Genomic DNA, 24,614 nt, shown 5'->3' with positions numbered 1-24,614 from the left:
CAACTACTAGTCCGATTAGGGATGTTGTCAGTGCCAGCCCGCTCAGGGTGGCGATTGCCGTCAGGGCTCTGGAACGGCCACGGGGTGCCCGTGGCGCATGCGGCGAACGCATGATCTGTGACTCCTTGATGTGTGACTTCACCAGTGGAAGAGGGGCTTGATCCAGGTGTAGGCCCTGCCGCTGGAGGACCCTGCCTTCACTCCGGCCCCGACACCGCCGTTCACCTGCACGGTGTAGATGGCTCGGCCGTCGGAGGCCGTCCCCTGCGAGAGCGTGCCTCCGCCGTAGAACAGGCTCCCGCCGCCCACGCTGCTGGTCGTGAACCATTCCTTCTGGTCCTCGATGTCGCCGTTGGAGAAGGCGATGCCGGATCCGAAGAATCCGCCGATGTCGGCGCCCGCGCTGTAGCCGGCCGTGCCCAGCAGGGCCACTCCGTGGCGGTCCACACCCACACAGGCCGATCCGTTGCCACCGATGATGAAGCCCACGGCCGCGGTGTACGGGCAGAAAGCGATCATGCCGTGACGGTCGTTGCTCACCGGGGCGGTGGTCGGTGTGGGAGCTGGGCCCGGGGTCGGATGCGGCGTCGGGTGAGGGACGTTGGGGGTAGGGTTCGGCTTCCCGGAACCGGCGCCGGTGTTCGACGGCGGACCGAAGCATCCCGCGCCGATTCCTGCCGTGCACGGGTCGGGCGGCCGCGGCTGCATGTAGTCCCGGCTGTAGTCCATCTGTTGGTCGGGGTCATGCGGCTCGTTGACCGGACGCCCGGTATCCGGATCGAGGGGGATCAGGCCGCTCGGGTCGCTCAGCGTGGCCGGGTTGTTGCCGGAGTAGGCGTAACCGTTCAGCTGTTGCGGGTCGTTGGTGTTCAGGACGGGGTCGCCCGAGAAGAACCGGCCCAGCGTCGTGTCGTATGCACGGGCGTCGAGATGGGTGAGGCCCGTGGAGGCGTCCCGGGACTTGTTGAGGAAGCCGTGGTCGTCGGGCCAGGCGGTCTTGGGGCCTCGCTCCTCGCCGAACGGCAGGGACCGGCGGCGGGTCACCGTCAGGGTGTCCGAGGTGAAAGCCAGGGTGGACGTGCCGTGGTGGTCGGCGGAGAGCCACGTGAGGCTGTTCGCCCCCACGCGCTCGGCGACCATCAGCGAGCCGTGCCCGTAGTAGCGGGTGCCCGTCACCGAGCCGCCGGACAGCTTCAGTTCCATGCCGCCGACGTAGAGCGTGGTGGCGGCGGGTTCCTTGCGCAGCAGGCGGGTGCCTTCCGCGTCGTAGACGAACTCCGTGGCGTTCCCGCCTGCCGTGACCTTGGCGAGGCGGCCCTCGACGTCCCAGGTGAGCTGCTGCCCGGGGCGGGAGGTGGTGCTGCCGGTCCGGTCGTAGCCGTACGTGTCCGTGCGCTGCGAGCCGTCCGGGTTGGTGGTGGTCACCGAGGAGAGCAGGTCCGGCTGCGGCTGGCCGGCGGTCGGGTAGGTGGAGGTCTGACCGGTCGTCCCCGAGCCGAGGCGCAGGGTGTGACCGGTACGGTTGCCGGCCTTGTCGTAGGCGAAGGACTCCCAGTACTTGACCGGGTCGCCGGTCGGCGGGGTCACCGGGTTGGCGCAGGTCGCCGTGGACGGCGTCCATGCTTCGGTGGTCCGGGCCAGGTAGTCGGTGCGGAAGCACTGGTGGTCGGCCGGGACACCCGTGGTGGCACCCGGCTGGTCGGAGATGGCGGTGACGTTGCCGGACGGGTCGTAGGTGTAGCGGGCGTCGCCCTGGGTCTTGCCGGTGACCTCCCGGTCGGTGATCGCCCGGGTCAGGCGGTGGGTGGCCTGGTCGTACTCGTTGGTGAGCCACACCGACCGGCCGAGGGCTCCCAGGCTGATCTGGGCGGTCTCACCGAGCGGGGTGTACAGCGTGTTGCGTACGTAGGTGGTCTGGACGGCGCCCGCGCCGTCCTTGGCCTCCAGCTTCACCGGGTTGCCGAAGGTGTCGTAGGCGTGCACCAGCTTCTCGGCCGGCAGGCCGCCCACCGCGGGCTGCTGCGAGGAGGCGATCTCGCCGGTCGGGGTGTAGGTCATCGTCACCGGGTACGTCCCGGCGAGCGCGCCCTCGGTCGCCGGTACGGTCACCGCCGTGCCCGTGGGCCGGTACGCGTTGTCGTAGCCGGTCGTCTTCAGGACGTACGCGGCCGCGCCGGCGTGGCGGGTCGTGGACGTGAGCCGTCCGAGCGCGAGGGTGTCGTACTGCCAGCTCGCACGCAGGGTGCCGGTCGGCGAGCCCTCGCGGAGCGAGGTCTTACGGCCTCCCTCGTCGTACCCGTAGTACAGCTTCCGGTTCTCCGCGTCCGTGGTGGACACCAGCTGCCCGGCGTCGTCGTACGTGTACGTGGTCGCGCCGCGGTCCGGGTCGGTCGTGCGGGTCTTGCGGCCGCGCACGTCGTACTCGGTGCCGAAGACGCGCCCGGCCGGGGTGGTGACCGAGGTGGGCCGTCCCGCGCTGTCGTAGCCGTAGCGGGTGAGGTCGGCGGCGCCGGCCGGTGTCGGGGCCTGGTGCTGGTGCAGCTCGGTGACCTGGCCGCGGGCGTCGCGGACGGTCGTGGTCGCGGTGCCGCCGGTCGGCGGGGTCACGCTCACCTTGAGGCCGTCGTGCCCGGTCAGCGTCTCCCACTTCTTGATGGCAGAACTGTAGAGCGCGGTGGCCGTGACGCGTCCGGCGCCGTCGTAGGTGGTGCGGGTCTGGCTGGGCACTGCCGAGTCGGCGGCGACGACCAGTTCGGAGCCCGCCGGTGCGCTGTTGAAGTACGCGGCGTTGGACTTCACGGCCTGGCCGCGCGAGTCGTAGACGGTATCGGTGATGGTGCGTCCGCCCGCCGGGGTCGGTGCCTGCGTCTGCCGGGAGCGGGCCAGGCCGTCGACGAGCGTGTAGGACGTGCGGTAGCTGCCGTCGGCGGCGAGGGTGCGTGTGGTGACCACGCTCGCCTTTCCGCCGTTCAGCGCGTACTGGAACTCGCTGTTGGGTCCGTCGGTGCCCTTGGTACGGCCGGGCAGCCACACCTTGCGGACGCGGCCGAGCGGGTCGTTCTCGGAGTCGGTGCGCTTGCCGTTGGCGTCGGTCTCGGCGATGGTCGCCCCGCGGGCGTCCTTCTCGACGGTGGAGGTGTGGCCCAGCGGGCTGGTGACCTTCACCCGCACCGGGCCGGTCAGGTACGCGGTGCCCGTGGTGCGGCCCAGGGCATCCGAGACCGACGTCGGGCGGCCGAGCGCATCGAAAGCCGTCCGGGCCGTGGTCACGTACGCAGGCGTCGTACCGTCCCAGCCGGACAGCGTCTCGGTGCGGGTCGCATCACCGGCCGTCGGCTGGGCGCCGAGCGTGTCGGAGCCGTCGTAGTAGGTGCGGGCGTCGGCGAGGACGTCCGCCGGGGCGGGCGTACCGGTGCAGGCGCCGGCCATGGTGACGACCCGGCTGGGCAGCTTGACCAGCCAGATCGAGGTGTTGCGCGCGTACTCGGTGCGGCTGCACCGGTCGTCGGCGGTGGTGGCGAGGTCGCCCTGGTCGAGGGATTCGAAGACGCTGCCGTACGTGGAGTCGTACGTGGACTCGGTGCCGGCGCGCCGGACGACCGTACCGGCCGCGTCCCGGACCCGGGTGCGGGTCTTCGCCAGCCCGGTCAGCCGGGCCTCGTCGGTGCCCCAAGGGCGGATGCGCGTCGCCGTCGGGGCGGAGATCCAGTGGTCGTTGACGGTGCCGCTGACCTCCTTGCCGCCGACCCCGTTGTACGTCGCCGTCTCGCGCACGGAGCCGGCCAGTGCGGCGGCGTCCGGCACGGTGGTGCCCTCGGAGTCGGTGACGGTCACCGACCGTGACCCGGACGGGAGTTTGTCGCCGTCCATGCCACGGAAGTAGGTGGTCTCGGTCAGCGAGCGGGCGCCCTCGGCGGCGTTGCCGCCGATCGTGCGCACTTTGCCGTAACCGCGCCACTGCGACCAGGTCTTGCGCGAGGCGGGCACCAGGCCGTCCTCGCTGTCGTAGTGCCAGGCGGGCTCGCCGACGTACTCGTAGGCGGTCTCCACCGGGAGGGAGAGGTCACCGGGCAGGTTGGCGTTCTGCACCACGCCCGTGACCACGTACTTGTTGAAGTACTCCAGCTTCGGCTGGCCGTCCTTCTCGTACACCGCGGGCAGGCAGCGGCGGGTGTTGGTCTCCGGGGAGGCGGGCAGGGTGCCCGCCGAGCAGTCCTTGGCCGAGTAGGTGACGGTGGTGGTGCCGCCGTACTCGTTGCGGATCGCCTTGATCCGCCACCAGTTCATCGGTGGGCCCTCTGCCTCGTTGGCCCGGTTGGGCATCTGCACGCCGTCGAAGACGATCTCCGGCATGGCGAGGGTGCCGCCGACGTGGCCGGTGTGGGTGATGCCGTCCAGCCACAGGGATGCGGGGGTGCCGTCCCCGTTGCTGGGGAAGGAGTGGCGCAGCGTCCAGGAGTCGACGTCCGCGTAGGCGCTGCCGTTCCACTTCTGGGCGACGACGCGGGCCAGCCGCTTGCGGGTCCAGAAGGACGGGCCGGTCTGGGTGCACGCGCCGGGGCCGCAGTCCAGGGTGGTGGGTGTGTCGGGCAGGACGCCGGGGGCGCTGGTGCGCTCGGCGGTCTCGAAGACGACACGGGCCGGTGCGGTGCCGACGACGCTTTCGCGGGTGCCGTAGTCGATGCGCTCCAGCTGGCCGCCCCGCACGTACTGCGTGCCGGAGGCGGTGTTGTTGTTGCGCGCGTAGTGGTTGGTCTCGGGCGTGTAGGTGTAGGCCATCGTGTTGTGGTGCGGGTCGACCACGTAGTCCAGGTTCCACTTGTAGGCCTGGGTGCAGGAGGAGTCCGCGAAGGCCGTCTTGTTGCAGGGCTCGCCGCCGTTGTTGCCGAAGACGGGCACGCTGTACAGCGACTTCGTCGTGGCGCGGGAGCCGAAGTGGTACTGGGTGCCGTCCTGCGTGGTAACGATCCAGGATTCGCCGTTGTCGTCGCCGTTGGCCGTGCCGGTCAGGCGCTGCACGCGCATTCCGTTGTCGTTCTTCAGCCGCCAGGTGGTGCCCTGGGCGTCGACGGGGATCAGCTCGCCTGCGGCGCCGTCCATGGACAGCGTCGCGTTGTCGGTGCCCCAGCACAGGTCCTGGGTCTTGGTCTGGCCGTTGTTGCCGCCGAGGTCGTCGGCGCAGCTCTTGTAGCGGCGCTCGATGCTGCCAGGTGCCAGGTCCCAGCCCTGACCGGCCCAGGAAGGCTGGTTGTTGGTGGCGGCGGTGTGGCCGTCGACGCTCTGCGAGGAGTAGCCGAGGGCGAGTTTGGGTGTGAGGCCGCCATCCACGGCGGGCACCGCCATGGGGTGGTTCCAGCTGAAGTCACCCGAGGAGCCGCCGGAGTTCCAGGTCGCGGACGCCGCGAGAGGCGTGACCGCGAAGCTTCCTGAAGGTGCGTCACCTCCCGTCGCAGCGGTCGATGCCGCCGCCACGTAGAGGTTCTCGGTGCGGAGCTTGACGGGCTTCTCCACGGTGACGCGCTTGGACACGTCCGTGTGCTGGAAGAGCTTGGCCGCACCGGGCTTGGTGACCGGCACCGACTTCGGCGCCGGCGCCTTGTGCGGTGCCAGGTCCTCCCCCGCGAGCGCGGGGGCCGTCTGTAGCACCATCGCGGGCAGGACGAGCGCCAGCACGGCTGCGCTCGTCCTCATCGGTGATCTCCGGCGTTCCGGCACCGGTTTCCTTCGTGGCAACGCATCTCCTCGAGCCAACGGACCCTCAGGGCAGGGTCCTTGGCCCCGAGGTTCGGGGAGCGGTGTTGCGCAGCCGTTGCCACAGGCTTGCGCGAGATCATGAACATGCCGCTAACGTGACGCTCGTGGAGTTCCGGCTACTGGGTGCCGTCGAAGTACTGGACGGCGATACGGGTAAGGCGCTGGCCGTCCCACGGAAACGTGAACGGCTACTGCTGGCTGTGCTGTTGCTCGAAGCGGGCCGCAGCGTCAGCGACGAGCGGCTGACGGACCTGCTGTGGGACGGTGAACCTCCGCCGGGCGCACCGGGCGCACTGCGCAGCCACGTCAGCAGGCTCCGCGCGCTGCTGCCACCGGAGATCGCCTCGCTCGACCGCCAGGGCGAGGGCTATCTGCTGCGGACCGATCCCCGGCGGGTGGACGCCCACCGCTTCCAGGCGCTGGTGCGGCGGGCGGGTTCGACTCCGGACGCCGCCGACCGGTCGGAACTGCTGGGCTCGGCACTACGGCTGTGGCGCGGCCCGGCGCTGGCCGACGCCGCCTCCGACCTGGCCCGGGCCCGGCTGTGCGCGGGGCTGGAGGAGCTGCGCATGCAGGCACTCGACCAGCGCATCGCGGCCGATCTTGCCCTCGGCCGGCACCGTGACCTCGTCGCGGAACTGACCGACCTCGTAGCGGAACATCCGGTGCAGGAGTCACTCGCGGCCCACCTCATGCTCGCGCTCTCCCTCTGCGGGCGGCAGGCGGACGCGCTGCGGGTGTTCGAGACGGCGCGACGGGCCGTCGCCGACGAGCTCGGGCTGGATCCGGGACCGGAGCTGCGAGCCATGCACGCGCATGTCCTGCGTCCCGATCCGGGCCTGGAAGCCGCGCTCCCGTCCGCGGCCCCGGCACAGTCGCAAGCGGTGTCGGCCGAGGAGGCGACGCGAGCCGCTGATCGTCCGCGGGCGTCGTCCGGGCCGTGCACGCTCCCCTACGACGTACCCGACTTCACCGGCCGCACAGCGGAGTTCGCCCGGCTGCTGTCCTGCGTCGCCGACGAGGCGCCCGCCGCGCTGGTCGTCTCCACCGTGGACGGCATGGCGGGCGTCGGCAAGACGACGCTGGCCGTCCACGCGGCCCACCACCTCGCCGCCCGCTTCCCCGACGGGCAGCTCTTCCTCGACCTCCACGCCCACACCGCGGGCCGCGGGCCGCTGGAGCCGGAGGCCGCGCTGGCGGGGCTACTGCGCACGATCGGCGTGCCGCCCGAACGCATCCCTCATTCCCCCGACGACCGGGCAGCGGTCTGGCGGGACGAACTGCGCGACCGTCGTGTCCTGCTGGTCCTGGACAACGCGGCCACCGCCGAGCAGGTGCGACTGTTACTGCCCGGCACCGCCGGGTCGCTGGTCCTGGTCACCAGCCGTCGCCGCCTCGCCGACCTGCCCGGCGCGGCCACGCTGTCCCTGGACGTGCTGCCCGAGGCCGAGGCCGTCGCGCTGTTCGCGCGGGTGGCCGGTTCCGGCCGGACGGAGGACGGGCCGGCCGAGGTTGCGGAGGTCGTGGCGCTGTGCGGCCACTTGCCGCTGGCCATCCGTCTGGCCGCGGCCCGGCTGCGCCACCGTCCGCTGTGGACCGTCGCCGATCTGGCCGGGCGCCTGCGCAGAAGTGAGCGGTTGGCCGAACTCGCGGTCGGTGACCAGCGGGTGGCGGCCGCGTTCGCGCTCTCCTACGACCAGCTCGATGCCGCCCAGCAGCGGATGTTCCGGCTGCTGGGCGTGTGCCCCGGCCCGGACGTCGACGTCTTCACGGCGGCCGCGCTCGCCGGGATTCCCGTCGCCGAGGCCGAACAGCTGCTGGAGAGCCTGCTGGACGTCCACCTGCTCACGCAACAGCTGCCGGGCCGCTACGCCTTCCACGACCTGGTCCGCGACTACGCCCACAGCTTCGCCGACGGTGACGGTGACAGCACCCGCGAGGCCGTCCACCGGCTCCTGGACTACCACCTCCACACCACCGCCCTGGCCCGGGAGGCCTTCGCCCCCGGACGGCTCGCCACCGAGCCGGCGCTGGCACATCCGCCGCACGACGTCCCCGAGTTGAACGGGGTCCGGGCGGCCATCGACTGGTGCTGCGCCGAACGCGCCAACCTCCTCTCCTCGGTGCGGATCGCCGCCGCCCAGGGCCTGCCCGCCCACGCCTGGCAGATCACCTTCAACCTGGCCGACTACCTGCGGGTCGGCGGCCACCACGACGACTCCGTCGCCGCGCACATCGCGGCCATCGACGCCGCCCGCGGGGCCGGGGACCGCGGGGCCGAGTCGTTGACGCTGCTCAACCTCGGGGTGGCGCACTGGGGTGCGGACCAACCCGGGGCCGCCCTCGACTGCGGCGAGCGCGCGCTGGCCCTCGTACGGGAACTCGGCGACCGCCGCCGGGAGATCATCACGCTGACGCGCGTGGCGCTGTTCCGGCAACGTCTCGGCGACTATCCGGCGGCCCTCGCCGGGGTGCAGCAGGCGCTCGCCGCGGTGCAGGAGGTGGACTCGCCCCGGGAGGAGGGCATCGCCCTCTGGCTGCTCGGTCACATCCGGTACATGCTGGGCGACTTCGCCGGGGCGATCGAGGCGTCGGCCGGCTCGTTGGCGATCGACCGCCGGATCGGCGACCGGTACGGCGTGCCTCTCGCCCTCATCGGCATCGGGGCGGCCGAGGGGAAGCTCGGACGGCACGACGAAGGGCACCGGCACCTCCAGGAGGCCCTGGCGGCCGCCCGGCAGCTGAACGACCCGGCCATCGAGGCGAAGGCCCTGGTGGAACTGGCCGAACTCGACCGCACGCGCGGCCGCACCGACGACGCGCTCGTCTTCCTCGGCCAGGTCTTCGACCTCCTGAACGCCGTCACCCGGCCCGAGCCGTCCAGCCTCGCACACCTCGTCGCGGGCGCCGTCCACCTCGACCGCGGCGAACCGGCACTCGCGCTCGACCACCAGACCAAGGCCCTGGAGATCGCTGCCGCCATCGACCACGGGTGCAACCAGGCGTTCGCGCTGGACGGCATCGGGCGGGCGCTGGCCGCCCTGGGCCGGGCGGACGAGGCCGCCGCGCCCTGGCGGCGGGCCCTGGACCTCTTCACCCGCATGGGCCTGCCCGAGGCCGACACCGTACGGAAGCTGCTGGAGCCACGCGTGCCCGGCACGGCGGCGCCCGTGACCCCGGCGGGACAGTACGGGTAACCGCGCGGCTGTCCGGTGGGCGGTGTCAGGCGCCTCGGGCCCGGCAAGATCCGAAATGCTTGCGACTGGCGCGGGCGCGCTGTGTCGTGGACGACTTCGACCCGATGTGTGCGGTTCACCCGTGTCGAATCCGTGCCATGGCAAAGACTTGCCCCCGTCAGGCATTCACGGAGGCGCCACCGGGCCGATAGACCCATGACATGTTCTTCCCCTCGCTCTCTTCAGCCTTCCGCCGCAGGCGTTGGCAGCTGGTCTCGGCCGCCACCGCGGTACCGCTGCTGGCATCCGGACTCGCCGCTCTGCAATCACCCGCACAAGCCGCTCCGAACAAGCCCACCGTTCCCGCCCGGTCCTCGACGACCCACAAGGTCACCCTGGTCACCGGCGACGTCGTCACGGTCACCACGATGGCCGACGGCAAGCAGACCGCCGACATCGACCGGCCGGACAGTGCCGTCGGCGGCGTGAAGATCCAGGAGATCGCGGGCGACCTGTTCGTCATCCCGGACGAGGCGGCGCCGCTGCTGGGCACGGACAAGCTGGACCGGCGGCTGTTCAACGTCACCGACCTGATCGAAATGGGCTACGACGACGCGAAGTCGGCCGCGGTACCGCTGATCGCGACGTACGCCGCGCCGAAGTCCCGCTCGGCCGCACCGCCGACGGCCCCCCGGGGCAGCAAGCTGAGTCGCGAGTTCAAGGGCATCCGCGGTGCCGCGCTCAGCACCGAGAAGCGGCAGGCCCGCACCTTCTGGACCGACGTCGCGCCGCGCGGCGGCGCGACCTTGGGCGCGGGTGTGGCGAAGCTGTGGCTCGACGGACGGGTGAAGGCCACCCTGAAGGAGAGCGTGCCGCTCATCGGCGCGCCCGAGGCATGGGCGGCCGGGTACACCGGCAAGGGCACCAAGGTCGCGGTGCTCGACACCGGCATCGACGTCAACCACCCCGACTTCGCGGGCCTGATCGACGGCACGACCAGCTTCGTGCCGGGTGAGGGCGTGACCGACGTCAACGGGCACGGCACGCACGTGGCCGGCACGATCGTCGGTTCGGGCGCCGCCTCCGGGGGCGCCGACAAGGGCGTCGCCCCCGGCGCCGACCTGTTCGTCGGCAAGGTGCTCGGCGGCCCGGAGGGGTCCGGCCAGGACTCCTGGGTCATGGCCGGCATGCAGTGGGCGGCCGACTCCGGTGCGGACGTCGTCAACATGAGCCTCGGCAACTCCTACCCGACGGACGGCAGCGACCCGATGTCGCAGATGGTCGACGCGCTGTCCGCGCAGTACGGCACGCTGTTCGTCATCGCCGCCGGCAACGCGGGCCCGGAGAGCATCTCCGCCCCGGGCGCGGCCGCCTCGGCGCTGACCGTGGCCGCCACGGACAAGCAGGACCAGCTCGCGTCCTTCTCCAGCACCGGCCCGCTCGCCTACTCCGGCGGCATGAAGCCGGACATCGCCGCGCCCGGCGTGGACATCACCGCGGCCCGCTCGCAGGAGATGACCGACGGCGGCCAGGGCCTCTACCGCACCATCAGCGGCACCTCGATGGCCACCCCGCACGTCGTCGGAGCGGCGGCGATCCTGGCACAGCAGCACCCGGACTGGACCGGCGCGCAGCTCAAGGAACACCTGATGAGCACCGCGAAGGGCCTGGACGGCGGGTACTCGCCGTACGAGGTCGGCGCCGGCCGTCTCGACGTGGCCGCCGCCGTGCGCACCACGGTCCGCGGCACCGGATCGCTCTTCTTCGGCGACTACAGGTGGCCGCACGAGCCGAGCGACGGCGCCGTCACCAAGAACCTGACCTACACGAACTCCGGTTCCGCCGACATCACCCTGAACCTGACCCTTACCGACGGCGGCGGCCCGTTCACACTGGGAGCCCCCACCGTGACCGTCCCGGCGGGCGGCGTCGCCACCGTCCCGGTGACCGGTGACCCGCGCAACGCCCCGGCCGGCCGGCACGTCGGCTACGTCGTCGCCGCCGACGCCGCCACGGGGAAGCCGGTGACCCGCACCTCCGTGGCGTTCATCAAGGAAGAAGAGCGCTACGACCTGAACATCAAGCTGGTCGGCCGGGACGGCAAGCCCGCCGCCGGCATGGTCGGGATCAACCTGGCCGGCGACAACTGGCCGTGGTCGGTCTACGTCGACGGCTCGACCACGATGCGCATGGCGCCGGGCCAGTACACCGTCACGGCGTACCTCGACGTGGCCGGTGAGCAGGGGGACCGCTCCGGTCTGGCCGTGCTGGTCGACCCGGAGACCATACTGAGGGACGGCTCCGCCGACGTGGTGCTCGACGCGAGCAAGGCCCGCCTGCTGCAGACGCAGGCGCCGCAGCGCACCGAGGACCGCCAGCGCAAGGTCGACTTCAACGTTCACTACAAGGGCTTCGACGCCTTCATGGACTACCGCAGCGCGTATGTGCTGCCTCCGTCGTACGACGACGTGTACGTCGCGCCGACCGAGGCGATGAAGCAGGGTGACTTCATGCTGGTCACCCGCTGGCGCAAGGGCGAGCCGCTGCTCGCTCTGAGCACGCCGGGCGACCGGCTCCGCTTCGAGACCATGGTGCAGGCGGGCAGCGCCCTGGGCTCCGCCACGGACACGCTGAACGCCGTCTACGCGGGCAGCGGCACGGTCGCCGAGTACGGGAAGGCCAAGGCCAAGGGCAAGGTCGTCGTCATCGAGCGCAGTGACGAGCTCTCGCCGCAGGAGCGCGCCGAGGCCGCGGCCGCGGCCGGCGCGAAGGCGCTGATCGTGGTCAACGACGGGGTCGGCGCGCTGATGGAGTACGTCGGAGAGTCGGCCATCCCGGTCGCCACCGTGCACCGCGACGCGGGCAAGACCCTCATCGCGATGGCCAAGGCCGGCAACCTCGTGCTGACCGCACGGCAGACCGAGTACACGCCCTTCGTCTACGACCTGACCCGGGACTACCCCGGCCGGGTGCCGGACCGGGCCCTGGTCTACAAGCCGGCCAAGGCCGACCTCGCCCGGATCGACGCGCGCTACTACGGCGCCGCGGGCGACCGGCAGGCGGAGGGCTACCGCTCCGACTTCACCCTCAACCCGTCGTTCAACTTCCCCGACGTCGAGTGGCACCCGGGCACCCGAACCGAGTGGGTGACCCCGGGCCAGGTCTGGCGCGAGTTCCACGCGCAGGGCGTCGACGGCGCCCTGCCGTGGACGATGGTGTCCGGCGACAATGCGTACGCCAAGGGCAGCGCCACCCGTCTGGACTGGTTCGCTCCGGTGACCCGGCCCGCCCAGAGCGAGTCCTTCGGCGTGTACAACTCCCGCTGGGGCAACTACATGACCTGGAACGTGCAGGCGTGGGCCTCCGCCAGCGACACCATGCGGCTGGGCGGCTACCTGCCGTGGGGTGAGACGCCATCCCACCTGCAGGTGTTCCAGGGCGACACGCTGATCCACGACAACCCGCTCAGCGGAGACATGCAGTGGGTGGAAGTACCGCCGGGCAACCTGCCCTACCGCACCGTCCTCGACGTGGAGCGGCCCGGTGACGTCTTCCGGCTGTCGACGCGCACCCACACCGAGTGGACGTTCATGTCGGACACCGTCGAGTCGGACTCCTTCGAGCCGTTCTCGGCGCTGAACCTGGACTACCGGCTGGAGTCGGACCTGCACGGCGACGTCAAGGCCAACGCGACCCAGCAGATCGCGCTCAAGCCGGTGTCGCTGAACCTCTCGGCGGTCCCCGGCACCATCACCACGGTGAAGCTCGACGTCTCCTACGACGACGGCGCCACGTGGCAGAAGGTGAGCCTGACCAAGGACGCCGACGGCTACTGGAAGGGTTCGTTCAGGACGGCCAAGAAGCCCGGCGGCTTCGTCTCGGTCCGCGCGAGCGCCGGGACGGACAGCGGGTTCAGCGTCAAGAACGAGATCATCCGGGCGTACGGCCTGCGATGAACCTTAACGTCGGGCCCCGGGGAGGCGACTCCCCGGGGCCCTTCCCGTCATACCTGCTCCCACCAGGGACTATTCAGGGTCTGCCGCCATGGCGCATACTCTCCCCGCTGCGACAAGCGGAAGAGAGTCGGTCGCCGATGCTGGATGTTCTGGGTCTGGAACCCGATGACGAGCGCGTCTACCGGGCGCTGCTCGGACAGCCGAACTCCACCGCGATGCCTCTGTCGGACCTGCTCGCCCTCCCGCGAGCCCACATCGACCGGGCATTGGCCCGTCTGGTCGGGTGGGGACTGGCGACCCGGTCGTCGGACGAGCGGTTCACCGCCGCGCCGCCGGCCATGGCACTCGGCGCGCTCATCACCCAGCGCCGGGACGGGCTGCGCATGGCCGAGCAGGCACTGGTGACCTTCGCCGAGGAACACCGGGCGGCGATGACCGGGAGCAGCATCAGCGATCTGATCGAGGTGGTCACGGGTGTCGACGCCATCCGCCATCGCTTCCTCCAGGTGCAGCAGGCAGCCCGCACGCAGGTCCGCAGCTTCATCACCGCACCGTTCGTCGCCCTGCCACCCGATGAGAACACGGCCGAACCCATGGCCATCGGCCGCGGCGTGCACTTCCGGGCGGTACTGGACCGGGCCGTGCTGGCAGAGCCCGGCATCATCGACGACGCGATCGCCTCGCTGAGCAACGGTGTGGAACTGCGCGTCGCCGACCAGCTGCCGATGAAACTCGTGCTGGCCGACGCCGAACTCGGCCTCGTCCCGCTCGCCGTCACGCCGGCCGGAGAACCCGGCGCCGTGCTGCTGCACCGCAGCGGCCTGTTGGACGCGATGGACGCGCTGTTCGAGACGGTGTGGCGCATAGCCCACCCCCTCGAACTGTCCGGCACCGGCGGTGAAGCCGAACCCACCGTCGAGCTCCGTGCGGAGGGTCCGACCGACCTGGACAGAAAGATCCTCGCGCTCTTGCTGGCCGGCCTGACCGACCCGATCGCCGCGACGCAGCTCGGCCTGTCGCCGCGCACGCTTCACCGACGCCTGCGCCACCTCATGGACATGGCCGGAGTCCGGACCCGGATGCAGCTCGGCGGTCACGCCGTCCGGCACGGCTGGGTTTAGCCGCACTGAACGCGTGCCGTGCCGCCCTCGGACGCGGCATCCGGGCGGGTTCACCGGAAGGGGCCGCGTCCGCTCAGGGGCGGTACCTCAACGGGTGGTCCTCCGGTACCTCGACGACTGCGATCCGCACCCCGTCCGGGTCGGCGATCCACATCTCGACCAGCCCCCACGGCTCCTTCACGGGCGCCCTCAGTACGTGTACGCCCGCCGCCACCAGCTCCTCGTGCGCGGCGCGGACGTCGGCGACCTGCAGCCACAGCCGCAGGCCCGGCGCCGGTGGCTCCTCGGCGCGGCCGGAGACCTCCAGGAAGCCGCCGCCGAGGAAGTAGACCGTGCCGCGGTCCGGTCCCGTCCCGAACTCGCGGTAGACGGCGAGGCCCAGCGCCCCGCCGTAGAAGCCGCGGGAACGTTCCGGATCCGTGGGGCGCAGCAGGATCCTGCTGCCGAGTACGTGAACCATGATCCGAATCTACGGGGTGCGGCGACCTCCGCGTACGCGCGATCGGGGGATCGTGCTGATCGCAGCCATCGACGAGTTGCTGTGACCAGCAGGGCCGCGACACCCCTTACTGGGTGGCGGGTTCACCGGAGTACCGGTCCAAGCCCGCCTTCCAGCGACGTTGCTGCGTGAGCCAGTGCACGTAGCGTGGTGAGGCGTCGCGGAGACCGATGCTGATCGGGTAAGGGTCGAACTCGTCCAGGAGCAGCTTGCGGAGGAACTCGACCATGCCGCAGGAGAACAGGGTGAAGTCCTCACGGGTGTGGCGACCGCAGACCAGGACCGGCCACCGATCAGGGTCAGGGTCGGTGGTCAGCCAGCAGAGGATGTCTGCGCCGGAGGTGACACCCCAGGCGAGGATGTGGTCCGGGTTGATGTCTAGGCCCTCCTGGCCGTCCAGCATCTCCCAGGTGTAGCGAGCGTTCTCCGTCTCCTCCTCGAAGGTCCCGGGATCCCATTGGATGTACTCCTTCGGCAAGGGCATGAGGATGCAGACGCCGTCGAACGAGCCGGCACCCCACACGGACATGAAGGCCATGTAGTCCCGCGGCAGCCGCGTGCCCCACCTCGCCTCCGCGGCCGCCCAGTCGATCTCCTCGTCAGTGCCAAGATCAGCAGGAAGAATCCTGGCCAGCGCTGCGATACCCGTCGGGTCTTCCATGGCAATCCCTTCGATCAGACCACCGAGAGCCTACGAGAATCCACTGACAACCAGCACGGTGGAGCCAGACGTTCCTGGCGTGGGCCAATACCTTCCCAACACGCCCTCAGCGCGGGCGCTTGGCAACAGCGGCGAAGCCGACGGTCATGGCTTCGTGGCCGTAACGCGGCCTGGGCGGCCTCGCTTGGCCTCACGTGCAGCCGGATCGACGGAGGCAAGAAGGGCCCTTGCGATGATCTTGGGGCTGAGCAGTGTCGTGAAGGGGCGCAGCATGTGAAAGACACTGACGAACAGGCCATGGATCCGCTGGTCGGTAACCACGAGCCGGAGAAGGCGTTCCTTGTACCAGAGGACCGGTCGCAGCCAGAGGGGCAGTGTCCTGCGCCTGATGCGGTACTGCCAGATGAGATCGTCGCTGGCGGTCGTGATCCATTGTGTCCAGGCGATACGGGCGATGTGCTGCTGGAATGGGCGTGCGACGCCGTGGACGGTGTGCGGCCGCGCTCGTCCTGCCCTGGCCATGTGGTCTGCCAGAACCTGGGCTTCGAGCACGGCGGTGGCCATGCCCTGTCCGAAGGCCGGGTTGAAGGCTGCCACGGAGTCACCGATGGCGACAAGCCCGTCAGGCCATCGGCGTAACCCCGTGTACCGGGTGAGACGGTTCTCGGTGCGCCTGAAGGCGTGGATCTTGCTACCGGGTACAGGGGTGGCGGAGGCGAGCAGCCTATCGAGGTCGGGATTCCGCAGGCTCGCGGCGAACTGCCGCCAGCCGTCAGGGTCGCTGGGCGGATGGTCCCCGCCCGCGCCGAACAGACTGACCAGCCAGTGCCCGTGCTCCAGCCGGGCGGCGAAGCCACCGCGCGGTTGCTTGGGGGTGTGGTACGGCTGGAGCAGCGCGTCGAAGTCTTGCGAGGGCGCCTCCATGGTCGTGGTCGCGTAGACCAGGCCCGCGTCGGTGACCTTCTGCGCCGGCCGTGAATGGCCTGCCTGTTCCAGCCAGTTGGAGAGTGAGGAGAAGCGCCCAGACGCATCCACGACCAGAGCCGTCTCGATGGTGTGCCCACCTTCGAGGCGAACGCCGGTCACGCGCGATGCGTCGTGGTTCCAGCGCAGCCCCTCGACCCGGCACCCATCGCGTACGTGCACGGAAGTGTCCGTCAGCACCCGGCGACGCAAGGTCCATTCCAGCAGGTCCCGGGAGAAGGCTTGCACCGTCACGTTCATCGGGGCACGCGGGAGGCGGCAGCCGCCAAGGGTCACCGATGTCCCCAGCCCGTAGTCGAACAGCGGCGCCCCGGCGGCGGACAGTTCCTCCTGCAGTCCCGGGAAGAGCCGTTGCAGCCCTTCGGCTCCGCTGACCAGCAGACCGTGCTGGTGTCGGGCCTGCGGGACGCCCCGGCGCGGTGTGGCCGCCGACGGCAAGGCCTCCGCCTCCAGCACGACGACACTCTCGAAGTGGTCAGCCAGTACCCGGGCGGCAACCAGTCCTGCGATGCCCGCGCCGATGACTGCTGCCACTCCACCGAATTTCACCTGACGGCGTTCCTGCATGTTTACGTTCCCAGTCTGGTTGGCGTGCCGCGCGCTTGTGTCCTCAGGCCCCATGGGCGTCATGGGCGGCGTGGACGCGCAGACGGAGGCCTCGGGGGCGGATGACGATGTCCTTCTCGTAGCGGACCGGCGCCGTGGACGTGGGTTCCAGGTGCCAGCGGCGGGAGAGGGCGGCGAGAGCCAGCGTGAGTTCGCCCATGCCGAGCGCGTCGCCGATGCATTTGCGGGCGCCCAGGCCGAACGGGATGAAGGAGCCGGGGACGGGTTGTCCGGTCTGGGGGGACACCCAGCGGTCAGGGTCGAACGATGCGGGGCGGGGGTGCGCGGAGGGGAGGTGCTGGACGAGGTAGGCGCTGATGACGACGGTGTCACCGGCGCGCAGGGGGTACCCGCCCAGTTCGGTGTCGCGGGTGACGGCGCGGGTCAGCAGCCAGACGGGCGGATAGTGGCGCAGCGTCTCGGTGACGACGCGGCTGGTGAGTTCCAGGCGGGGCAGCCCGCTGTGCGACAGGGGGCCGGGCGGCAGGGCGGTTGCTTCGGCGCGGACACGGCGCTGGAGTGCCGGGTCCTGGGCAAGGTGATGCGCGGCCCAGGCGAGAGCGTTTCCTGTGGTTTCCATCCCGGCGATGAAGAAGGTGATGACCTGGTCGCTGATTTCGCTGTCGGACACGGCGGGGCCCTGTGCACCCGCCTCGGTGAGGAGGGTCAGGAAGCTGCCGTGGTCGGCCGTGTGGGAGCGGTGTTCGGCGATGATCCGGCCCAGGGTGGCCCGTAGGCGCTGCTGGGCGCGGGAGTACCGACGGTGGGCGGGCAGGGGCAGTCGGGTGTACGCGGGGGGCAGGAGAGCGTGCGTGTAGATGCCGGCGGTGATGGCGGACATGTCCTCCACCATCGTGGCGACAGTGGCGGTGTCGAGGGTGCCGTCGAAGAGGGTGGCGACGATGGCGCGGGCGGTGAGGGCCTGCGCCTGGGCGGCCATGTCGACGACCTGGTCGTCCTGCCACCGGTCGATGCCGTCGGTGATCTCGCGGGCCATGAGGTCGAGGTGGGCGGGGATGCGGTCCTTGTGGAAGGCGGGCTGGAGCAGGCGGCGCTGCTTTCGGTGGTCGGTGTGGGGGCAGCTGAGCAGGCCGTTGCCCATGACGTCGCGGATACGGTCGTAGAGCGGGCCGCCCTTGTCGAAGACGTCGTCGTCGAGGAGGACCTGCCGGGTGAGGTCCGGGTCACTGACCAGGGTCGCGGTGAGGGGGCCGAGGCGGACGCGGGTCAGCGGGCCGTGGGAGGGCGCTGCGGTGAGGAAGTCCGCCGGGTCGTTCAGGAGCCGCAGGGCATGCCCGACCAGGGGGAGTGCGCCGGGCACCAGGGGCGGGGCGGAAGGGACGGCGTGGGGCGGGGCTGCGGCGGATGCGGGGGCGTGCGACACGATTCTCCTGAATGTGCTCGGAGGGGACGGGCAGGGTGAGGGGCGTGCGGGTGGGTCAGGTCCGAGTCAGGTCGTCCACCACCAGGCGGCCACTGGCGTGGTGAGGGGCTCGTCGAGACGGGCGGTATCGGCCGGCCGGGTGACGGCTGCGGGCATGTCGACCAGTGGGGCGACAGCCTGGCCGGGGTCGTTGGGGTTGTTGTACCGGCCGCTGGTGAGGTGCCAGTGCAGGCTTCCCGCCACCCAGTCCGTCAGGGCGCGCACGTACCGGGCGAGTCGGGGGCCGCTGTCGGCGGCGGTGCGCTCTGCCAGGTTCTGCAGGCGGCGCATGGCCCGGTCGTGCATCGAGGCGGCGGTGTGCAGCGCCTGCTCCGGGGTGCAGCTGTGGTGCCGGGCGAGGACGGGGACCAGGTTCATCGCCTCGGGGAAGCCGAAGTGCTGCTCGCGGAAGGCTTCCTTGTTGTAGGAGGTGATGTCGTTGTGCCAGGCGATGAGTGCGACGCTCAGGTCGTGCAGGGCGTGGACGCGCGGGTCGTGGTATTCCTCGGCTGTCAGGACGTAGTCCTGGGCGATCTCGATGAAGGCCAGCGCGGACAGCGCGGCGCTGCTGCCCTGCCACATCATGAGGTAGTCGTCCAGGCTTGCGGAGCCCGGCACTTGCCGGATGGCGGCTTCCCAGACCAGGCCGGAGAAGTAGGCGTCGACTTGGTCGGTCCACCGGTAGACCTGGGCGGGAGTGCCCTGCCGTGCGAGGTCGTGGCGGATGTCCAGGAGGGATGCCGCCCACTTGTCCTCGCGCATCACCGCCGCTCGGGGGGTGTGGAGCATGCGGCTCATGCGGGCCAGGTAGGGGGCGAGGGTGTCGGACGTGGTGCCGCCGAGGGTTTCGTCGCACAGGGCGTCGTCGAAGGCGAAGAGCCAGTTGCAGTAGTTGGTGGCGGCTTGGAGGGTGTCGGCTCGCCCGTCGGGGATGCCGAAGCCGACGAAGTCCCCGACATGGGCCCTGCGGGTGTACTCCCGATGGGGGGTGTCCTTGAAGAGGTCGAAGCCCTGCATCCAGGCGATGCTTTCGGCGCCGACGGTCTTGGCGTGCGGGGATCGACGGGGAGGGAAGGGGCAGTACAGAGGGGGGACGGCGAGCGGGGTGTAGGTGTGGGTGGCGGTGGTCATCGGCGCTCCTTGACGTCGGGCCGGGGTACGTCGGGCCGGGGTACGGCGGGCCGGGGTACGGCGGGCCGGGCACGCATGCGCCCGGCCCGTCCGGTCTGTTCAGTGCGTGGCGAGGGTCTCTGCGGCGGCGGGTGAGGGGACGTGTGCAGCTGTGGGGGCGGGACGCGGAGAGCGGATCATCATCACGCAGAGGGTCAGCGCCCACAGGGCGAATCCGACGTAGGACCCGAAGCTGCCCCAGCCCCATGGGGTGAACGGGGTGTCGTCCGTGGTCAGGACGTTGAAGAAGTACGCGAAGTGCGCCACGGCCAGGACGTGGGAGGTCCAGCCCGTCCAGCGGGGCAGGGTGGAGTTCTTGAGGATCAGGCTGCCCGCGGCGAAGGAGAACAGCGCCAGGGGCAGGGACCCGGCGTAGCCGAAGGTGACGCACAGGTCGTAACTGAGGTGCAGATAGGCGCTCTTGATGGCTTCCGGGCGCTCGGCGGCGATGGGGCCGAGGAGGAACGCGGCGTTGGACATCATCCAGCAGATGCCGACGGACAGGGCGGTGGGGACGAGGAGGTCGGCGTGCAGCGGTGCGCGCCCGGTACCGGTCAGCCAGCGCTTGAGTCCGGCGGCGAACCAGATGAAGCACAGGCCGAACGCGATGTCGATGGTGTAGCCGGAAATGGAGGGGTTCTCGGCGAACCAGGTGCCGATGCTGTCGGAGGAGTCGCTCCAGTAGGGGAAGGGGCGGCTCAGCGGGTTGCGGACGAAGGGGAGGGGGACGAGGAAGAGCGCCACCATGGCGATGCCGATCCAGCCGGCCGTCCTTGCCTCGCGGCGGTCCTCGTCGTGGAGGGTGGGCATGGGTGTGCCTTTCGGTTGGGGGAGGGGGCGCATCCCAGCGGCGTGCGGCAGGGTGCGAAGTGGAGCAGGAGGAGCCGGGGCGCCCGGGTCAGCGGGCGGAGGCCGCCCAGGGGTCGGCGGGCACCAGACCCTTCCAGGGGCGGTCCGCCGATGTGGCAAGGGCGGTGATGGCATCGTCCATGCGTCGCAGCAGGTTCTCGGCGTAGACGGCCGGGGCGTAGGCCGGGTCGAAGATGACGGCCAGGTCCAGGGCGTCACCGTTCTCTCGGGCCAGTAGGCCTAGATCGCACGGGAGTTGGAATAGGTGGCCGGTGAAGCCGGCGTCGAGCTGGTCGGTGCGGTCGGTGGCGCAGCCGGCCAGGTGCAGTCCCTTCACGGGGGGCAGGAAGTCGTAGAAGACGAACTGGGAGGCGGCGAAGAGTTCGCCGATGTGGGGATGGGCTCCCGCCAGGGTGAGCAGGGAGGCGCTGTCGTGGCGCAGGGCCTGGTGCAGGTCGTGGCCGGCGGCCTGTAGGGCCTGGCGGACCGTCAGGCCGGCGGTTTCGGGTGCGTGATGGCGTACGGGGACGGCCTGGGCGTACAGACCGGCGGTGTGGGCGGTGCCTTCGGGGCGGGCGGCGCTGACGGCGAGCAGCAGGGTTTCGTCCTGTGCGGTGTCGGCGGCCACGAGGGCGGCGAAGATGGCGTACAGGACGCTGGCCAGGGTCAGGCGCTCGGCGCGGGCCAGGGAGCGGAAGGCCGTGGTGGCGGTCGGCGGGATGCGGCGGGTGCGCAGCAGTGAGTCGTGGCCGGCGGTGTTCGCGGCCAGCTGGGCGGGTGGGACGAGGAGGGTGGGGCGGGCGCCGGTGAGCCGGTCCGCCCAGAAGGCGAGGTCCTGGGCGTGGGGCTGTTCCGGCGCGTTGAGCGCACGGTAGTCAGTGACGGGCAGCGCTGGAGCGCGCCCTGCCGAGGCGTCGTCGTAGAGGGTGGACAGCTGCTGTTCGACGATGTTGAGGGAGCAGCCGTCGGAGGTCAGGTGGTGGAACCGCAGGCCCAGCAGGTGGTCGTGCGGTCCCGCCGTGATGAGGGTGGCGGTGAAGACGCGGCCGGCGGCCGGGTCGAGGGGGTCGGCGGTGTCCAGAGCGGCCAGGCGTTCCTCGGGGCTGTCGGCCGCGGCCGGGTCGAGGGCCTGGTGGCGCAGGATGCCGGTACGGGCGGGGCGCACGACTTGGTGCAGTTGACCGAGGTCACCGGCCAGGTGTACCTCGGTGCGCAGCGCGGGCTGGTGGCGCACCAGGTGGTCGACGGCCTCCGACAGTGCGCGGATGTCGAGGGGCCCGCGGATGCGGTAGTGGCATTCGAGGGCGAAGCGCGGTGCGTGGCTGGGCAGGTGTCCGCCGGCCCGGTCGTCGTTGACCCGCAGGAACTGGTGGGTGGGGCTCGCGGCCAGCCGAACGCCGGCCGGGCCGGGGTCGAGCAGGTCGTCCCTTGAAGCGGCCCGTGGACCAGGCAGCGGAGAGACGACGGACACGGCGGCGGTGGCAGTGGTGAGGTGGGCGGCCAGGCGGGCCGGGGTGGGGTGCTCCAGCACGCTGCGGGACGGCAGGCGTAGACCGAGGGCCTCGCCGATCTGCGCGGCGGCCCGTACCGCCGTCAGCGAGTCTCCGCCCAGTTCTACGAAGTCGTCGTCCAGGCCGACCCGGTCGAGTTCCAGGACTCTTGCCAGGACTGCGGCGACGGTCTCCTCCACGGGCAGTTGCGGCGCCCGGTAGGAGGTGGCCAGGCGGGGGCGTCGGGTGGAGGGCGCGGGCAGGGCCGCACGGTCGAGCTTGCCATTGGCGCCCGTGGGCAGCGCGGTCAAGAACACGTATCGCGCCGGTCGTTCGGGCTCGGGCAGCCGCGTGACTGCCTGGTGCTGCAGCGCCGGGAGAAGGTCATCGGCCGCCCGGGCGAGGACGTGGCGGTGCAGAGGAGTGGAAGGGGTTTCACCGCCGCTGGAAGGACGGGGCCAGCGGATGGCGACAGGCGCATCCGTGCTGGTGCTGGTCTCAGGGCACGGGGATTCGACGGAGAGGAACACGGCGTCGAAGGCACCGTCGCGGTATCCGGCCGCGCGGGACAGGCGCACCGGGCGCCCCAACTCGGCTGCCAGATCCTCCAGATCGGAGGGATGGACGGCGTCGGCCTCGGCACGGGCGGCGAGGCGGCGCAGCTCGGCGGCCGTGAGATCGCCGGCGCCGTCGGCGGCGAGGGCGTCGCGTACCGCGCAGGCGCCGGCGGTCCGGCGGTTGGGTACCTGCATCAGGCCCACTGGGCCCGCTTCGGCTGTCAGCAGGGCACGGAGCAGATCTACGGTGCCGGGCCAGGGCTGCCACAGGTCCACGTCGATGAGCGCGGCGGGCTCGTCGGGAGTGAGAATCGCGTCGAAGCGGAAGTCGTTCATCTCGTTGCGGGCATGGCCCGTGCGCGGCCGGACCTCGGCTCGGGCCGCCGCGCAGCGGGTGAACCAACGAGGGTCGACCAGCAGGTTGGGGTCGAGGGCGACGCGGCGGCGCCACTGTTCGCGCAGAACGCCGATGCTCACCTCATCGGTGGCAGCCTGGAGGACCACGGAGGCGTGGAAGGCATCCTGGAGGGTGCGGTCCTTCACGTCGCCGAAGATGGCCCGGCCGCCGGGTGCGGACGCGGCCAGCGCCGCCGTCACGGTCCTGGCCAGGTGATCGGAGCTGTGCAGATAGGGCACCACGGAGTTGCAGAGGACGAGGTCCATACCGGTGTGCTCTGCGGCACTGCTCGCGTCCCCCTGCCTGAGTTCGACGTGGTGCAGCCCGCTTTCGGCCAACCGGTCGCGCAGCGCGGCCAAAGTCTCCGGGCTGGTGTCCACGCCCACAGCGCGTGACGCGGTCCCGGCGAGCCGCGTGAGGATCATGCCCGTACCGCATCCCAGGTCCAGTACGGCATCGGGGCGGCCCCCCTCGGTGGCCAGACGCACCGTGGCCGCGATCCATTCGTCCATCTCCGCGTCCGGCAGCGGCTTGCCGGTGTAGCTGCTGGTCCAGCCGCTGCGCTCGTCACGGAAGTCCAGTGCCCCGAAAAGCTGGGCCCAGTTCTCGTGGAGCTGCTTCGCGGCGCTGTCCTCGTCCCACTGCGGGACCACGTGGGCGACCAGACGGCCCTGATGGGCGCTCACCGCCACGTCCCGGACCCCCTGCACCTCCCGCAGCACACGGGCGACACCCTCGGGCTCCACCCGAAAGCCGCGCACCTTCACCTGGGTATCGTTTCTTCCCAGCAGCTCCAGCCTGCCGTGCCCGTCGATGCGGCCGAGATCACCGGTGCGGTACATCCGCTCCTGCGGATCCAGCGGGTGCGTGACGAACCGGGCCGCGGTCAGCTCCTCATCCCCGTGGTAGCCCTCCGCCAGACCGGCTCCGGTCACGCACACCTCGCCCGTCTCGCCGTCCGGGACGGGCCGTCCGTCCGCCCCGACGACGAGTACGGGGGTCCCCGGCAGGGAGGTGCCGGCCGTGACCGGATCCCCGGGGCGCAGTACGGTCGCGGCGCACCACACAGCCGCCTCGGTGGGACCGTAGGCGTTGACGAGCTCGACCCCCGGCATCCTTCGATGATGCTCGGCGGCGAGCTCGCTGGGGCAGGGCTCTCCGCCGACCAGGATCTGACGCAGATCCGGCGAGGGCCTGTCCAGGCGCGGTAGCAGCGCCCCGTACAGAGAGGGGGTGAGCAGGACGTGGCTCACCGGCCCCCGGGACAGATGCTCGGCGAGTTCCTGGAGGGAGCGCTGGGGATCGGGAGAAGTCAGCATGACCCGACCCCCCGACAACAACGTCCACCAGATTCCCGGCAGGCACGCGTCCGTCGTCATCGGTGAGACCACCGCCATGCACCGCACCGGCTCGGGAAACACCTGCGCGTACGCACGCATGGTGTGTGCGATCGCACGGTGCCCGACCACAACCGGCTTCGGCCGCCCCGACGTCCCCGAGGTGTGGATGATGTAGGCCACCGCCTCCGGTGAAGGGCCGGGCACCTCCGGACCGTCCTGATATTCGGCGACCGTTTCCCGGACTGCCGGGTCGTCCAGATCGATCCTGCCGATACCGTCGGGCAGCACCTGCCCGGACAGTCCAAGTACCCACCGCGCACCGACCCCACTGATGAGGTCCCTGAGCCTGCCCGGCGGATCATCGGCGCTCACGGGTACGTGCACCGCTCCCGCCGCGAACACGGCCAGCTGCGCCACCACCGCTCGCACGCTACGAGGGGCTGCGCACGCCACCGGATCGCCCGGGCCGACGCCACGCCCGTGCAGATACCGGGCCAACCCGCGGGCTTCAGTGACCAACTGTCCGTAAGTCAGGCTCTCTTGGGGATCGGAAACCGCTGTCGCGCCCGGCTGCTCCATGGCGCGATCACATAACAGGTCCCACAGGGTCGTATCGGGCGATGCGACCGTA

11 protein-coding genes are annotated in these 24,614 nt (G+C 71.0%); 3 read left to right on the top strand and 8 right to left on the bottom strand.

Annotated features, from left to right (window positions below; all coding sequences use genetic code 11):
• Positions 1–138: 138 nt before the first annotated feature.
• A complete protein-coding gene (locus AC3IYI_RS02800; protein ID WP_489408683.1) occupies positions 139–5,691 on the bottom strand; it encodes an RHS repeat domain-containing protein in 5,553 nt (1,850 codons plus the stop codon).
• Positions 5,692–5,849: 158 nt separating this feature from the next.
• Between AC3IYI_RS02800 and AC3IYI_RS02795 the strand changes: the two genes are divergently transcribed.
• The 3 genes from AC3IYI_RS02795 to AC3IYI_RS02785 all read left to right on the top strand — a co-directional run bounded on the left by AC3IYI_RS02795 (position 5,850) and on the right by AC3IYI_RS02785 (position 14,007).
• The gene (locus AC3IYI_RS02795; RefSeq protein ID WP_489408682.1) at positions 5,850–8,951 is read left to right on the top strand and encodes an AfsR/SARP family transcriptional regulator; all 3,102 of its coding nucleotides are present in this window, start codon (positions 5,850–5,852) and stop codon (positions 8,949–8,951) included.
• 200 nt (positions 8,952–9,151) lie between these two features.
• Positions 9,152–12,886, top strand: coding sequence for a S8 family peptidase (locus AC3IYI_RS02790; RefSeq protein WP_489408681.1), 3,735 nt, complete (start codon positions 9,152–9,154; stop codon positions 12,884–12,886).
• A gap of 137 nt (positions 12,887–13,023) precedes the next feature.
• Positions 13,024–14,007 (top strand): helix-turn-helix domain-containing protein, encoded by a 984-nt coding sequence (locus AC3IYI_RS02785; protein WP_489408680.1) that lies wholly within the window; start codon positions 13,024–13,026, stop codon positions 14,005–14,007.
• 73 nt (positions 14,008–14,080) lie between these two features.
• Here the strand turns inward: AC3IYI_RS02785 and AC3IYI_RS02780 are convergent, their stop codons facing one another.
• The 7 genes from AC3IYI_RS02780 to AC3IYI_RS02750 form a co-directional block, all read right to left on the bottom strand.
• A complete protein-coding gene (locus AC3IYI_RS02780) occupies positions 14,081–14,467 on the bottom strand; it encodes a VOC family protein (protein WP_489408679.1) in 387 nt (128 codons plus the stop codon).
• A 106-nt stretch (positions 14,468–14,573) separates the two neighbouring features.
• On the bottom strand, positions 14,574–15,167 hold the full coding sequence (locus AC3IYI_RS02775; RefSeq protein ID WP_489408678.1) for an SMI1/KNR4 family protein: 594 nt from the start codon (positions 15,165–15,167) through the stop codon (positions 14,574–14,576).
• Positions 15,168–15,311: 144 nt separating this feature from the next.
• Positions 15,312–16,718, bottom strand: a complete 1,407-nt coding sequence (locus tag AC3IYI_RS02770; protein WP_489408677.1) for an FAD-dependent oxidoreductase — start codon at positions 16,716–16,718, stop codon at positions 15,312–15,314.
• 43 nt (positions 16,719–16,761) lie between these two features.
• On the bottom strand, positions 16,762–18,141 hold the full coding sequence (locus tag AC3IYI_RS02765; RefSeq protein ID WP_489408676.1) for a cytochrome P450: 1,380 nt from the start codon (positions 18,139–18,141) through the stop codon (positions 16,762–16,764).
• A gap of 66 nt (positions 18,142–18,207) precedes the next feature.
• A complete protein-coding gene (locus AC3IYI_RS02760) occupies positions 18,208–19,311 on the bottom strand; it encodes a terpene synthase family protein (RefSeq protein WP_489408675.1) in 1,104 nt (367 codons plus the stop codon).
• Between the two features lie 99 nt (positions 19,312–19,410).
• The gene (locus AC3IYI_RS02755; RefSeq protein WP_489408674.1) at positions 19,411–20,160 is read right to left on the bottom strand and encodes a hypothetical protein; all 750 of its coding nucleotides are present in this window, start codon (positions 20,158–20,160) and stop codon (positions 19,411–19,413) included.
• A gap of 88 nt (positions 20,161–20,248) precedes the next feature.
• Positions 20,249–24,562, bottom strand: coding sequence for an amino acid adenylation domain-containing protein (locus tag AC3IYI_RS02750; protein ID WP_489411856.1), 4,314 nt, complete (start codon positions 24,560–24,562; stop codon positions 20,249–20,251).
• Positions 24,563–24,614 lie beyond the last annotated feature (52 nt).

It is taken from the genome of Streptomyces sp. GL_148 (genome assembly GCF_057834205.1).
The sequence above is the reverse complement of the archived record's forward strand: the minus strand, read 5'-3'. Positions and strand labels throughout refer to the sequence as shown.

What these genes read in the sequence shown, in the direction of transcription:
- AC3IYI_RS02800 (WP_489408683.1), bottom strand. Translation starts at nt 5,691, where the DNA reads ATGAGGACGAGCGCAGCCGTGCTGGCGCTCGTCCTGCCCGCGATGGTG.
- AC3IYI_RS02790 (WP_489408681.1), top strand. Translation starts at nt 9,152, where the DNA reads ATGTTCTTCCCCTCGCTCTCTTCAGCCTTCCGCCGCAGGCGTTGGCAG.
- AC3IYI_RS02785 (WP_489408680.1), top strand. Translation starts at nt 13,024, where the DNA reads ATGCTGGATGTTCTGGGTCTGGAACCCGATGACGAGCGCGTCTACCGG.
- AC3IYI_RS02780 (WP_489408679.1), bottom strand. Translation starts at nt 14,467, where the DNA reads ATGGTTCACGTACTCGGCAGCAGGATCCTGCTGCGCCCCACGGATCCG.
- AC3IYI_RS02775 (WP_489408678.1), bottom strand. Translation starts at nt 15,167, where the DNA reads ATGGAAGACCCGACGGGTATCGCAGCGCTGGCCAGGATTCTTCCTGCT.
- AC3IYI_RS02770 (WP_489408677.1), bottom strand. Translation starts at nt 16,718, where the DNA reads ATGCAGGAACGCCGTCAGGTGAAATTCGGTGGAGTGGCAGCAGTCATC.
- AC3IYI_RS02760 (WP_489408675.1), bottom strand. Translation starts at nt 19,311, where the DNA reads ATGACCACCGCCACCCACACCTACACCCCGCTCGCCGTCCCCCCTCTG.
- AC3IYI_RS02755 (WP_489408674.1), bottom strand. Translation starts at nt 20,160, where the DNA reads ATGCCCACCCTCCACGACGAGGACCGCCGCGAGGCAAGGACGGCCGGC.
- AC3IYI_RS02750 (WP_489411856.1), bottom strand. Translation starts at nt 24,562, where the DNA reads ATGGAGCAGCCGGGCGCGACAGCGGTTTCCGATCCCCAAGAGAGCCTG.